Genomic DNA, 14,096 nt, shown 5'->3' on the forward strand with positions numbered 1-14,096 from the left:
TAGTGGTATTAGCTGATTTATTCTGTATTAAAAAAGTTACTGTATCTTATAAACTCCCGATTCTAATTTGTAATTAGCATTAATGATATTGCACACTAAGCCAATCACTTGATCTGCAGGAAGTTCTTTGAAGTAGCCACTTATTTTTAGATTATTTAGATTCTTATTTTCAATAGCTATTGCGACATTATAATTGCGATTAATTGTTGCAATAACCTCAGGTAAAGGGGTGTCGTCAAAAACAATTATATTTTTTCGCCATAAGGAAATGGAATTCACCGGAATATCTGTGAATGCTTGCAGACTGCTATTTTTTGATTTAAAAATTACTTTTTGACCAGGTGTTACATAAACATTCTCATCTGTTACAGTCGATTTAACATTTACTTTTCCAGTTAAAACAGCTACTTCTTGTGTGGTTTGTCCCGGATAAGCTTGTACATTAAAACTGGTACCAAATACTTTTGTATCCATTTTATCGGTATGAATTATAAAAGGATGTTTTTTGTCTTTGGCAACATCAAAAAAAGCTTCACCAGTTAAGTAAACTTCACGTGTGTTTCCTTTAAATTTAACAGGGTATTTTAAAAGACTTCCTGCGTTAAGCCATATTTGGGTTCCATCACTCAACGTTATCTTAGTATGTTCTCCTAGTTTTGTAGCATATTGCTTGGTTGCAACTGCTGTTGATGACAGATAAAAAAAACAGGATATTCCAACTAAAAGTAAAAGTGATGCTGCTATGGACCAATTTCTATTATTTAGGAAAACAACATTATTTGTTTTCTTAATTGCTTTGATTTCTTTTTTTAATTTTGAAATGTCAGTTGTGATAATCACTTCATTGTCGAATATTTCATTCGGGTGATTATACCAGTTATCCCACATTTCTTGTCCTTTTAGTGAAGGCTTACCTTCTAAAAAAAGTTTTATATCTTGATCCAAATTTTCAGGCATTATAATTTTTTATAGCTTTAATAATATGTCTTAGGAATTTCAATTTCGGTTAGGTCTCTAAGGTTACCCTTGTGTTAAGAAACAAATAGGCTCCTCAATATTCGAAATTGTAATTAGTTAAACTCTCCTAGATAGGTTCGCATAAACTTTAGCGCATAAGCGATATGATACTTTACCGTTTCGTGAGATACGTTAAGTTCTTCAGCTATCTCTTTGTTGGAATATTGTTTAATACGGCTTAAGATGAAAACCTCTTTGGCTTTCTTGGGGAGTAATGAAGTTGCTTTATCTACGGCTTCTTGAAGTTCATCATGAAAAATAGCATCTTCGGTTGCGTTATTGCTACTGCAATCGGTAGTATTTCGATCCAAAACTTCCTTTATATATTGATCAGTAATGGTGTTTGATTTGATATAATCTAATGTTACGTAACGTACTGAGGTATATATGTACGACGAAAATTTCTTTTGAATTACCAAAGTTTTGCGACGCTCCCATATAGAGGTGAATACTTCCTGAACAATTTCTTCAGAGATAGGGATTGATTTCATTCTTATATATACAAACCGCACAAGCAAATCTCGATATCGAAAATATAATTCATCAAATGTTCTGTCCTTCCCTTGTTTTAATAGCTCTACAAGTTCTTCATCGGTATACTTTTTATACATAACACATCGCTTTTGTATTGACTATCAAATAAATTATGTTTGCTAGAACTGGTATTTTGAATGTTTTTTTGCGATTTATTCCTAACTTAAAAAATGACATATATACAACTATTGGTTTCTTATAATATGTCTTCAAAATTAGAACTGAGGGTAGGTTTGAAAGGTTACGTTTACATTAACAAACCGATCCAATAATAAAACATACTATTAACATTTGGTATCGGATGTTATCTATAAAATAATTGTAGTATTAGAAAATGATAAGGAAGATTGAATAAAATTTATTTAGCAAAGTTTCTAAATCAATTGTAGAAATACTCGTGGATATTTCTTGTGTGCAAGAAAGACAACATTGAATTAAGGGCTCGTTTGAAAAGAGCAAAGCTGAATGAATGAGATGGGTGCAAAAAAAATACACCTAACATAATTTTCATATGTCAGGTGCATTTACACAAATCAATTCTAAGTACTAAATTTTTATTTCATTGTATATGAAGCAGTAACTGTTTCGCAAAGTCTAAAATATCCAAAAGCAAAATCATTAGAGTCATTTGCATTTATAATATTGCCTCTAATGTTTGCCGGTGTTGTAGCAAAAGGATTCCAGTTTGATGCCTCTATAATTAAAGCCATATAGTTAGAAAAGTTTTCAGAAATACCACGGTGTATAATCCCAATGGTCTTTCCAGGCTTCAATTTCTCATCCGAAAATCTTTCACTCATTTCATTTCCATTAGAAAAATCATCATTTGACATTGCATAAGACGGTAATACAAGGAAATCAGTTTTAAAATTTGTCAAATAAAAATTGGCTTGATCAACTGGATCATCATAAAAGAATGCCAATTCAAGCAAATCTGGGCCAGTTAAATTTGGAACATACCTTTGCTCAATTCGGTTAATCGTTGTTACCGAAGTTAATTTTTCAACTGCTATGAAATTTTTACCTTCAGCCTGAACATGTAGTGTATATTCCATATTAAGAACGGGAACAAAATCTGCACATACATACGAACCTGGTGCCGATTCGGTAAACACAAAAGTATCACCATTACTATTTACGATTCTTACCTGTGCCCCAGAAACTTTTGGTGTAGAGGTATTATAATAAGGAGCCATTTTGCTAATCTTTATAATTTGCTCTTTTCCGTCGGTTCCTTTATTCCAAAGAATTTCAGCATCAATAACTATTTTAGCTTCACCAGTTTCTAAGTCAAGAGAAACAACTTCTTCACATGAAGATAACAGTAAAACAAAAAGAAGACTAAATAACACTAGTACTTTATTTTTAAAATTATTTTTTATCAACTTTTTCATACTATTAAAATTTAAAATTATAAGAGATTCCAGGTACTAATCCGTAAATCGATAGTTTTTTGGTCTCATTTATACCTGTTTTGTCATTTGTTGAAAATGTCATTGAGGCTGCGTTTTTTCTGTCGTAAATATTATAGATACTAAATACCCAATAGCTTTGCCATCCCTTCTTCTTATCTGGTTTTGGTGTATAGGTCGCAGCCAAATCTAAGTGATGGTAAGTGGGAAGTCTATTTTCATTTCTCTGCATAAAATTTGGCACATTAATTCCACCAAATTCATAATACCCATTTGCATAGGTTACGGGTTGACCTGATTGTAATGAAAAATTAGCATTAAAAGACCATTTACGATTAAGCTCATAACTAGCAACTACACTTAAATTATGTAATTTGTCATACGATGACAAGTACCATTTACCATTGGCAATTCCTGGTTCTTCTGGCGTTCTTCCAGGTGTTTTTTGCTCTGCTTTCGATAATGTATAAGAAACCCATCCAGTGAATCTGCCTTTATTTTTTCTAAATAATAATTCCATTCCATACGCTCTAGCGTCGCTGTTAAGAATTACTCTCTCAATAAGGTTGTTGGCTACTATGTTTGCTCCATCAATATAATCAATACGATTTTGGATCTTTTTATAGAATAATTCTCCTTCAAAAGAATAATCACGATCCTTAAAATTTGTAAAATATCCTACCGCATATTGATCTACTAATTGTGGCTTTGCATAAGGTCCGCTAGGTGTCCAGATATTCATTGGTAGCGGAAATCTTGAATTAGATAGCATATGAATGTATTGTGACATTCTGTTATAACTTGCTTTTACAGAATTATTATCATTAAAAGCGTATGACAATGCAGCACGTGGTTCGAAATTATTAAAATTACTTATAGTCTCACCGCTTTTATATGAGATCATACCCGTTGGGGTCGCTCTTTGATAAATATTGTATACTGGATTATATACTACTGGTTTTCCATCTTCATAAGTATATACGTTCTCTTTACCCATGCGGTAAAATGAACTATAACGAAGTCCGTAGCGAAGATTTAATTTCTCAGTAATCTGATGCTCGAAATCAATATAGGCTGCAGATTCAAAAGCATATTTTTTATCAAATTGCTGATAATTATATTCTGAGTCAGAACTTGTGGGGCGTATTGTTCCTGGATTAAAATTATAATACATTCCCTCAATTCCGTAGTTTAGCTTAAATTTTTGGGTTATCGATTGATTCCAATTGTACTTTAACCCATATGTTTTAACTGTATTTTCCCAATCAAACCTATCGGTTTTTAAACCAAGGTTAAATTTATATTCACTGTAAAAAGTAGATAAATTTGTATTTAAATTATCTGAGAATCTATGCTTCCAGTTTAAAACCCCCATAGTATTTCCAAAAGAAGTGGTCAAATCCTTATTGAAACTAAAAACATCACTTCCTAAATATCCAGAAAAACTAAGTGTATTATTGGCATTAAATCGATAATTAAGTTTGGCATTGACATCATAAAACTTAATCACATTGGTGTTTCCATCTTCCAATTTAAAAAATAAATGGGCATAAGAGGTACGTCCAGAAATTATAAAAGATCCTTTGTTTTTCTTTATCGGCCCTTGTACCAGAAGCCGACTTGAGATAAGTCCGATTCCTCCATTTACCTTAAATTTTTCAAAATCGCCTACTTGTTGGGTTACATCAAGAACTGATGAAACCCTTCCTCCAAATTTAGACGGAATACCTCCTTTGTATAAATCCAATCCACTGACTATATCTGCATTAAAAATAGAGAAAAAGCCAAGCATATGTGAGTCACCAAATACGGGAGCTCCGTCTAAAAGAATCAAATTCTGATCGGTTGCTCCTCCTCGTACATTAAATCCTGACGAAGCTTCTCCGGCATTTGTAACTCCTGGTAATGTTAATATCGATTTTAAAGGATCTGGCTCACCCATTGCAGATGGAATTCTCTTTATTTCCTCCATAGTAAGTCTATTAACACTCATTTGAGTATTCTTAACATCAACTGCTTTAGAGGTTGTTACAATGACCTGATCTAATTGATTGCTATCAGATTCCATTGAGAAATTAATTACAACATCATCTTCAACGGTAATTTGTTTTTCTTGATTTCGGTAGCCTACATAACTTGATAAAATAGTATAATCCCCTTGTGACAATTCTATCGAAAATTTCCCATTATTATCAGTTATAATACCTGTTTTTAATTCTTTAATATAAACATTAGCACCTATAACAGATTGTTTTTTTTCATCTAAAACCTGTCCTGTTAACTTTATTTTTTTTTTAGTTCCCTTGGACGTTTTGTGTTTCACAAAAATGTTATTCCCTACAATTGAAAATTGAATTGATGAAGTCTTGTTCAATTCAGCGATAAGTTTCTCTATTTCGAGTTTCTTATACGTGTGCTTTTTTGCAAAATATTTTTGACTGGTGTCTATTTGATCTGTAAAAGCAAATTTAAAATCGGACTGACCTTCTATCTGCTTAAACAATTCTTTTAGTGTTGTTGTTTGATCAACTGTTACATTAATTTTTTGGGAGAACATACTCAAACTGAGTAAAAAAAAGCATGCTGAAATTATATGCTTCATAAAATTTTGTATTTTTGAAAATTATTAAATGGGAGAGTTTTTTACTATCCTGACTAAGGGAGGATGTTTAGTTTCGCGGCTAGTGCATCCTTTTCTTTTCTATTGAAAAGTAACTTGCTTTAATTCTTCATTGGTTTCGAAGTTTAGGTTATACATTTCTGACATTAATTGGACAATCGTTTTTAAATCTTCTTTTTTGTTTATTCGTAATGTTATTTTCTTGTTACTATATTCAGTAGGAAGAATCATTTTATAACCGTAATTACTCTTAACATAGGCTATAACGTCACTAATATTTTGATTATCAAAATCTACAAATCGGTTAAAATCTGCCACTAAGACTGTATTATTGTTATACGTGAATTTTTCACCTGGTTTCAGTATCCATTTTCCGTCCTGTCCATTTACATTCATCTGGACACTACCTTCATAAAGCTCTACAACTACTTCTTTTTTATCATTTCCTTTTACAACGAAAGAGGTTCCTAAAACCGTTGTTGTTGTTTCATTACAGAACACTTGAAAAGGATGTTCTTTGTCTTTTTTTACTTTAAAGTATGCCTCACCTTCTACTCCAATCTTTCTATTACTAGCAAAATTATTAGCATATTCAATTTTAGAATAAGCTGCTAATTCTACCTTTGAACTATCTGGTAAGAATACCGTTTTTACTTGAGAAGTTGTATTTTCAATGCTAGTTCCAGCAAATGAAATATTAGTTTGTTGTGATTCTTTGGTTAAATAAATGCCAGTTCCAATAATCAAAAAAATTACTGCCGCCGCCGCCGCATAGTTACGCCACTTAAAAGTTCGTTTCTTTGAAGGGAAAGCTTTAGAATGGAATTCTTCCCATGAAGCTTCTTTTACACTATTGGAATGTTTTATAGGAGTTTCATCCCATATTTTTTTTAATTCTTCATCTAGTTTTTTCTCATCCATGTCTTTGGGGTGTTAAAGTTTTTGGCAATAAAATCCGTTCTTATTAAAAACACGATAAACCATTTCTTTAATATCTCTGTTGGTTTCAATTCTTAGAATATGATCACAATCTTCAATATCAAAATTCATGATACAATCGGAAATAACGAATTGTAGAAGCGCAACGATATATCTCGCTTCTTTCTTTGTTTTAACATCAGTTTTATAAACCTCTATATCCATTTTAATGGTCTCGTTTTTATATATAACAAACGAGAATAGAAAAGTTCCTAATGCTCTTCGATTTTTTTTCGAATAAATTTACTGGCAAGATAAATATGATTGGCAATGGTCTTCTCAGAAAGATCTGTCATCGCCGCAATCTCCTTATAACTAAGGTTTTCCAGTTTGTGTAAAGTAAATATTTTTTGTTGCTGCTCCGGAAGCTGATTTATGTAATTATATAATAATTCTTTTCTTTCTTCAAAATTTCCTGTATCGGGATCTTCATCTGCGATTTCAGATTTAGAAGGATCGAGATGAATTATTTTATTTTCTCTATTTATATGATTAATGATGATGTTCTTGCAGATTGTAAACAATTGTTTGTCAAACAGAATATCTTCATGAAGTAATTCTCTTTTATCATATAATCTTAAAAAACTTTCTTGGACAAAGTCTTCTGGAGTAAGAACTTTAAAGTCAAATCTTTTGGCAATACTTATAAGTCTATCATAATAATTTAAATAAACCTCTTTGAAGGCTGCTTCATTACCTTTTTTTAAACTCAATATAAACTTCCTATTGTCCATAACTTAAATATGATAACTAATCTTAACTATAACAGCTCTAATTATCTTTTGATTCAAAATTCAAAAAAGTAATAAGCTACAAAGAACAGTAATTTAATTATATATATTATGTAGGGTATAAGAAAATTTTTAACAATTGTACGTATGGTACTTCTCTAGTGCCAGATTTATTTTTTTATATCTGATTCAATGCTTTTTGCATTTGGCATATAATTCAAAAAGCCACTTCGTATTGAAGTGGCTTTTAAGATAGATGTAGTGAAAACTACTTATTTTTTTGTTTTAAAAACTTTATAACATATAAAAAGAATCCCCAACCAAATAGGAATTAATTCTACGGATAACTTCATATTAGTAATCCACATGATTGATAAAATACCTAATAGGAATATAAAACAAATATAATTGCTTATTGGATAAAACAGCGAAGGAAACTTAGTCTTTGCATTTTCCTTGTCTTTCGCATCTCTAAATTTTAAATGCGTATAAGAAATCATAACCCAGTTAATAATTAAAGAAGATACTACCAAAGACATCAAAATACTAAAAGCCTCTTCTGGAATTACCTTATTTATTAAAATACAAATAGCTGCAAAGCATGAAGAAATTAAAATTGCATTAATTGGTACTGATTGTTTATTTAACTTCATTAAAAACTTAGGAGCATTACCTTGATCTGCTAAACCATATAACATACGTGAATTGCTGTATACACTACTGTTATATACTGATAAAGCTGCAGTTAATACGATTACATTAAGCACATTAGCAATAAGGCGGGTAAAGAATATTTTTTGACCAAACAACTCGAATTCCATTCCGTTTAAATTTTGGAAAACCATTACAAATGGACTACTATCTGTAGTGATTTGCTGCCAAGGTGACAAAGCAAACAGAATAACCAAAGCACCAACATAAAATATAAGAATTCTATAGATAACCTGATTTGTAGCTTTCGGAATATTTTTTTCTGGATTTTCTGCTTCAGCAGCCGTAATTCCGATTAGTTCTAAACCACCAAAGGAGAACATAATTAGAGCCATTGCCGATAATAAACCTTGAAAACTACCAGTAGTAGTTTTTTCAAAGAGTCCTTTTGGAAAGAAACCACCATCGTTATATAAATTATGAATTGTAGCTTGCTCCCCTCCTGTTCCACTGATTAGCAAGTACGTACCAAAGAGTATCATTGCAATAATGGCAACAACTTTTATGATTGAAAACCAGAATTCAGTTTCTCCATAAACTTTTACAGAAGCAAAATTCAAAGCATTAATAACCAAAAAGAAAAATAAACTGGATGCCCACAGCGGAATTTCAGGCCACCAAAACTGCACATAAACACCAATGGCTGTAAGTTCAGCCATACTAACTAAAATATACAAAATCCAATAATTCCAACCTGATGCAAAACCCGCAAAAGAACCACAATATTTATAGGCAAAATGACTAAAACTTCCTGATACAGGTTCTTCAACAACCATTTCACCAAGTTGCCTCATAATAAAAAAGGCGATAATTCCAGCAACAGCATAACCTAAAATAACTGATGGACCGGCTAATACAGCTGCTGGACCAATACCTAGGAAAAGACCTGTTCCAATTGAGCCACCTAAGGCTATTAATTGAATGTGGCGGTTGCTCAGCCCACGTTTAAGCTGATTTTCTTCTACGTCTTCATGGTTTTTTTTCACAAATTAGATTTTTTAAATGAGTTAAATGTAATTTTAAATGTATAAACGACGAAGATAAGTTAAAAAAGGAATCACACAAAACATGCACAAGCGTAATTTTATATAAATTTTTAACTGCATATATGATGATATTAAAACAAAAAGGATAAGCAGTTATACTTATCCTTTTTTCTAATTGTCAATACCATTTGTAACAAGCTGTGTGAAGTCTCCTGACTTCGTACCCAACCCTATTTGCTACTATAATTTAAAAACTATCACTCTGCGGCACCTTATTTTTACATCACAAATAAAACTACGAATTTTTCGCATTATACACTTTTTAACAGCCCGTTAAATTATAATTTTGGTTGTAGTAGCAGTCAATTGAAACGGGTACAAAGTCGGGCGACTTCGCACAGCAGAGGTGTTTTGGATTATCTAGCGCATAAAAAAACCTCGCCAGTATTTGATTTCTATTCTTTGTCGATGCTCTTTGTCTTCACGAGCGGGACGCTCGCGCCAGCAGGGGCGAAAAAAGATTCAATATCACCACAGGTACATTTACGGCTATTCCGTAATAATATCATTACATGATAAATCAAAAGCCACTCCGTTGTAAATGAAGTGGCTTTTTTGATTTGGACTACCCAAAGGTTGTTTTAATTTTATGCGATATTACTATAAATCATTGGTAATCTGTAAATATTAAATGGAATATTAACCACCAACACATCTGATACATTACTCATCCAATCATTCTTTATAAATTGCTCCAAAAGATTTTGGATTGAATTTTTCAGGCCAAATAGTTTTACCATCATATATTGCCCCATTAAGAATTGCAGTTTCTAATCCAATACAATTCATATTAGCACCCACAAGATTACAATTTGTAAAATCTGTGCGCTCAACTTTCGCTTCGCTAAAATCGCAATTAATAAGACTAGAATCATTAAAAGATGCAAAATAGATAATTGAGCCTTTAAAATTTGAGCTATCCATAATGCACTGACGCATATCTACCGTAATTAAGATTGCATCGTTAAAATTACAATTCTTTACAGTTGCTCCAAAAAGAAAAGCTCCTCTTAAATTTGTATTAATTAAACTACTACCTGTTAAATCGGTATTTTCCAATTTAGCCCTATGGAAATCTAAATTGTCCATATTAATACCTTTCAAGTTTTCAAAGGGTAAGTTTAGAGACTTCCCATCTTCACAATAAATTTTCATTTCAAAATAATTAATGATTACCCCAATCTACCTTTGTTGCGACTGTATTCTGAATAGGAACAACCTTATTCGCTTGACTAGCTGAAATGGAACCAGGAACAGTTGGGGGGGTAGTTCCTACTAATCTTCCAGCAATATATCTATGATTACCATCTACAATAATATCACCAGCTACTTTAATTGGCGGAGGCACTGAGCCATTTTCTAACATTCTTACATATCTTTCAACTGCTGGTATTGATACAGCACCTTGAGCGGTACGCATATTAGAACCTTTTAAAGCTTTAGCAATAGATTCCTCAGTTACTTCAATAGGAATAGTTGCAGCTCTAGGACGAAAACCTAACACAGCCGTTGAAGCAGCCGCAATCAATTTTTGAGGGTCTGACCATTGACTTAACGCTTCACTATAAGACATTGCCAAAGCATTCCCTAATGTTGGGTTTTGCAAATAATTTATTGCATTTTGTCTTGACCACTGAGTAGTAAATCCGTCCAATAAAGAATTCATTTGATTAACAGTTTTCATGCCTAGAAAACTTGCCTTCATATTGTCGTTCCACTCCTGTGAATCAGACATACTTGTTGAAGTATTCTTTATTAATTCTTTAAACTTCTTCAATTGGCTATTAGGAACAACGATAATATCATTACTACCATCATTTGTATCCAATAATGTATTTCCTTTCGTGTCTTTATAAACTGTTTCAAAAGCCTCTCCAGTTAATCCAGTTGGGTCTACAAAAATTATAGGATTATTATGTACATATTGAAATGGTGATTCGCTTTCTGATATTTCTCCCAAAAGGTCAATGTTCATCCATCTACCAATTGCTGGGTCATAATTACGTGCTCCATAATCGTACATATTAAGCCCCAGTTCATCCTGCAATTCTTTTCCGTTGTATTTATACTTATAATTTTGTTGTTTATTATCGGTATTATACCCCTCATGTTTTAATCCAAACGGGTAATAATTATTCTCTTCAAGAATTTCAAGAACGTTTTGAGCATTTTTTTTGTAGCTAAGGCGAACGTTTACTAAATGATCTGTATAATTAAACACATAATTATAACTGTTTGTACCATTTACAGGAGTATTGTTTACATAGCCCTCAGCTGTTGGAAAATATTGCAATACATTAGCTTTATATTGGAACCCTCCCAAATATATGGTTTGCGTTACAGCTCCATTTTCAGTTACTGTTTTCTCTAGTTTTTGCCCTGTTGCATTGTAAATATGGGAAATGTTATTTGCTCAATATTTTCCTCGCGAGTGTAACTACTTTTTTTTAAGAAGGTCCTTTTACATTTTCTTGCTTTGTAAAAATAGTAAAATATATAGATTACATACTCAATTGAAATAAAAAATGACAACTTTTCGTATATTCCTAATTCTGATAGATTTGCTTTTACATTGGGCTTATTTTTTTAGAACGTTTTGATTTAAACTCAGATGAAAGTTAAAAAATCTTCAAATAAAACAAGCGCAGGATTAAAGCGTATTTGGTGTGTTTTGGATTATCTAGCGCATAAAAAAACCTCGCCAGTATTTGACGAGGTTTTCTTTTCTATTCTTTGTCGATGCTCTTTGTCTTCACGAGCGGGACGCTCGCGCCAGCAGGGGAAATTATTAACCACCAACACATCTGATACATTACCCCATTAAATTTATACTATTTTAAATTTAAAATTTTAAATAAGTTATTTTTAGTAATAAAAATACCACTATTACTTTCATAGCTTTTTTCATTAATAAAGTAAGAAATTGTATCAGTCTTTCTAAAAGCTATTATTCTATATTTAGTCGGAAACTTCAAAAAATATGTAGTTTTTTTTGACTTATAAATTGCTTCGTCAAACAAACATATTGTTCTATTATCACTAATTTTTTTAATTAAATTATTATTTTCATAAACGTCTAAATTTAAAATTTTAGACGTTTTGTTTCGGCATGCTAAAGTTGTAATTATTAAAATTAAACAACTAAAAAAATATATCAGTCTCATAGTTTTAATTTTTCAAGCCAATTCAAAGAATTGATTTTTTCGTTATACCTTTGTTGGGCAGTTTTTTTTAACTTCACTTCCTGGATTTCTTATTACTTTAGTTCCAGTAGACTCTTTTAAATCCTTAAATAATCTATATTGTGTTACAATATTAACTTTATTTCCATTTACATCTGTTACTTCTTCTTTCCCCACACCATCTCTAAAAGCTTTTGCAACAAAATCAGTACAATTGTTTTTGATTAAATTGTACATGCTATTTTTTACATTATTCTCTAACTTATCCTTAATTTTCTCGTCATAGCTAGAAGAAGTTTTTACTCTTAAAATTCCATCTATTTCTTGTGGTTTATCTGTAAATGCAGGATTACTATTTTCAATATCTTTCATTGTCATATTTCCCCTTTTATTTACTTTACCACGAACACTTTTATCATAATTTTTTTCACCAATCCCTTCTGCTGGTTCAAAATCATAATAGGTATATGTTCCATCTTCAATATTATTTCCTTTTTTGTCTGTAACATAATTCCCATCCTTATCTTTTTTATAATTACTAATAGCCAAAGCCGCATGGCCTACATCTCCATTTTGAGAAAGCCAAATCAAAAGTATTATATCATTACCATCAGGGTCAATTACATTTACTGGATTATTAATTGTGTAATTATAAGGGGATAAATCAGTATATTTTTCAGACATAGCATCCATATTCATCCAGCGACCAAGAGCTGGGTCATAATTTCTTGCTCCAAAGTCATATAAATTCAACTGAATCCCGCCAATACTCTCGTCTTGCAGTTCCTTGCCGTTGTACTTATACTTATAATTTGGTTGTTTATTGTCGGTATTATATCCCTCATATTTTAAACCAAACGAGTAATAATTATTCTCTTCAAGAATTTCAAGAACGTTTTGAGCATTTTTTTTGTAGCTAAGGCGAATGTTTCCTAAGTGATCCGTATAATTAAATACATAATTTAAGTTATCAACTCCACTTGCAGGTGTATTATTTACGTATCTCTCTGCAGTCGAAAAAAATTGTAAACTATTGTATTTGAAATATGTAAACTTTTTTAAGAAGAAATATACATGAGCTCACGAGCAAGATGCTCGCGCCAGCAGGGGGCTATAGCTAAATGTTGCGCGCAACTGACTTATTTATAAATCTTACCATCACACTCAAAATTAAAACTCAAAACAGTATCTTTTTTATGAATACTGAAAATTAATTCTCCTTTCTTTTTTATGATAGTATCGCCAATTTCGATGTGATCACTATAAAGTGACCACCATTTTCCACTGCGGTTCGAATTACAATCACATCCTTTTTTAGTAATAGGATTAATTCCTCGATAATCAAAGATATTATCAATATCTCTAGGTATTCTTTCAACAATTAAAATACATTCATCAGACCTATAGCTTTCTGCGGATGCATCGCAATTATAAGATGGTCCACAAGAAAAGAAGGATAAACATATACAAAGCAAAAAATTATGTCGCATATTTATATTTTTAAAATAATTTATGGGAATTTGTAACACCATAGTTACCTCCTGTACTTGGCTTAAAATTAAGAAAAAGACTATTTACAGTAACTCCGATAGCGCAGATTTGGAATCTGAGCTCGCAAAGATTATCCTTCAACAAATCTAATAAGATTGCCTCCAAATCATTATTTAATTTGAATAATTTATTACCGAACTAAAATAATAATTTTCTGCCAAAATTACAATCTTGTCTTTTACAGGATTGTTATAACTATAATCTATTTTTTATCTAAAAATCTGTATACACTTTGCGGGCACAGATTCCAAATCTGCACTGTCGGTTTTATTCTAGCACATAAAAAACCTCGCCAATTGACGAGGTTTCCTTTT

The 14,096-nt window shown here is 31.6% G+C and carries 12 protein-coding genes; all 12 read right to left on the minus strand.

Going from position 1 to position 14,096, the window contains the following annotated elements; translation table 11 throughout:
- Positions 1 to 36: 36 nt before the first annotated feature.
- Positions 37 to 957, minus strand: a complete 921-nt coding sequence (locus tag LNQ49_RS00855) for a FecR family protein (RefSeq protein ID WP_229986907.1) — start codon at positions 955 to 957, stop codon at positions 37 to 39.
- A gap of 113 nt (positions 958 to 1,070) precedes the next feature.
- Positions 1,071 to 1,628 (minus strand): RNA polymerase sigma-70 factor, encoded by a 558-nt coding sequence (locus LNQ49_RS00860; RefSeq protein WP_229986908.1) that lies wholly within the window; start codon positions 1,626 to 1,628, stop codon positions 1,071 to 1,073.
- 477 nt (positions 1,629 to 2,105) lie between these two features.
- On the minus strand, positions 2,106 to 2,945 hold the full coding sequence (locus LNQ49_RS00865) for a DUF4249 family protein (RefSeq protein WP_229986909.1): 840 nt from the start codon (positions 2,943 to 2,945) through the stop codon (positions 2,106 to 2,108).
- Between the two features lie 4 nt (positions 2,946 to 2,949).
- Positions 2,950 to 5,565, minus strand: a complete 2,616-nt coding sequence (locus tag LNQ49_RS00870; RefSeq protein WP_229986910.1) for a TonB-dependent receptor — start codon at positions 5,563 to 5,565, stop codon at positions 2,950 to 2,952.
- A 99-nt stretch (positions 5,566 to 5,664) separates the two neighbouring features.
- Positions 5,665 to 6,504: a FecR family protein gene (locus LNQ49_RS00875; protein WP_229986911.1), complete on the minus strand. Its 840-nt coding sequence runs from the start codon at positions 6,502 to 6,504 to the stop codon at positions 5,665 to 5,667.
- 12 nt (positions 6,505 to 6,516) lie between these two features.
- Positions 6,517 to 6,726 (minus strand): hypothetical protein, encoded by a 210-nt coding sequence (locus LNQ49_RS00880; RefSeq protein WP_229986912.1) that lies wholly within the window; start codon positions 6,724 to 6,726, stop codon positions 6,517 to 6,519.
- Positions 6,727 to 6,773: 47 nt separating this feature from the next.
- Positions 6,774 to 7,295 carry an RNA polymerase sigma factor gene (locus LNQ49_RS00885; protein ID WP_229986913.1) on the minus strand — a complete coding sequence of 174 codons (522 nt, stop codon included), beginning with the start codon at positions 7,293 to 7,295 and terminating at the stop codon, positions 6,774 to 6,776.
- A 269-nt stretch (positions 7,296 to 7,564) separates the two neighbouring features.
- Complete coding sequence (locus LNQ49_RS00890) at positions 7,565 to 8,989, minus strand: amino acid permease (protein WP_229986914.1); 1,425 nt, start codon at positions 8,987 to 8,989, stop codon at positions 7,565 to 7,567.
- Positions 8,990 to 9,724: 735 nt separating this feature from the next.
- Complete coding sequence (locus LNQ49_RS00895) at positions 9,725 to 10,204, minus strand: pentapeptide repeat-containing protein (protein ID WP_229986915.1); 480 nt, start codon at positions 10,202 to 10,204, stop codon at positions 9,725 to 9,727.
- 10 nt (positions 10,205 to 10,214) lie between these two features.
- Positions 10,215 to 11,342: an RHS repeat domain-containing protein gene (locus LNQ49_RS00900; protein ID WP_229986916.1), complete on the minus strand. Its 1,128-nt coding sequence runs from the start codon at positions 11,340 to 11,342 to the stop codon at positions 10,215 to 10,217.
- A gap of 913 nt (positions 11,343 to 12,255) precedes the next feature.
- Positions 12,256 to 13,158, minus strand: a complete 903-nt coding sequence (locus LNQ49_RS00905; protein ID WP_346432479.1) for an RHS repeat domain-containing protein — start codon at positions 13,156 to 13,158, stop codon at positions 12,256 to 12,258.
- A 212-nt stretch (positions 13,159 to 13,370) separates the two neighbouring features.
- Positions 13,371 to 13,721, minus strand: a complete 351-nt coding sequence (locus LNQ49_RS00910) for a hypothetical protein (protein WP_229986917.1) — start codon at positions 13,719 to 13,721, stop codon at positions 13,371 to 13,373.
- Positions 13,722 to 14,096 lie beyond the last annotated feature (375 nt).

The organism is Flavobacterium pisciphilum (genome assembly GCF_020905345.1).
Lineage (GTDB): Bacteria > Bacteroidota > Bacteroidia > Flavobacteriales > Flavobacteriaceae > Flavobacterium > Flavobacterium pisciphilum.

What these genes read in the sequence shown, in the direction of transcription:
- LNQ49_RS00895 (WP_229986915.1), bottom strand. Translation starts at nt 10,204, where the DNA reads ATGAAAATTTATTGTGAAGATGGGAAGTCTCTAAACTTACCCTTTGAA.
- LNQ49_RS00875 (WP_229986911.1), bottom strand. Translation starts at nt 6,504, where the DNA reads ATGGATGAGAAAAAACTAGATGAAGAATTAAAAAAAATATGGGATGAA.
- LNQ49_RS00910 (WP_229986917.1), bottom strand. Translation starts at nt 13,721, where the DNA reads ATGCGACATAATTTTTTGCTTTGTATATGTTTATCCTTCTTTTCTTGT.
- LNQ49_RS00880 (WP_229986912.1), bottom strand. Translation starts at nt 6,726, where the DNA reads ATGGATATAGAGGTTTATAAAACTGATGTTAAAACAAAGAAAGAAGCG.
- LNQ49_RS00865 (WP_229986909.1), bottom strand. Translation starts at nt 2,945, where the DNA reads ATGAAAAAGTTGATAAAAAATAATTTTAAAAATAAAGTACTAGTGTTA.
- LNQ49_RS00885 (WP_229986913.1), bottom strand. Translation starts at nt 7,295, where the DNA reads ATGGACAATAGGAAGTTTATATTGAGTTTAAAAAAAGGTAATGAAGCA.
- LNQ49_RS00860 (WP_229986908.1), bottom strand. Translation starts at nt 1,628, where the DNA reads ATGTATAAAAAGTATACCGATGAAGAACTTGTAGAGCTATTAAAACAA.
- LNQ49_RS00855 (WP_229986907.1), bottom strand. Translation starts at nt 957, where the DNA reads ATGCCTGAAAATTTGGATCAAGATATAAAACTTTTTTTAGAAGGTAAG.
- LNQ49_RS00870 (WP_229986910.1), bottom strand. Translation starts at nt 5,565, where the DNA reads ATGAAGCATATAATTTCAGCATGCTTTTTTTTACTCAGTTTGAGTATG.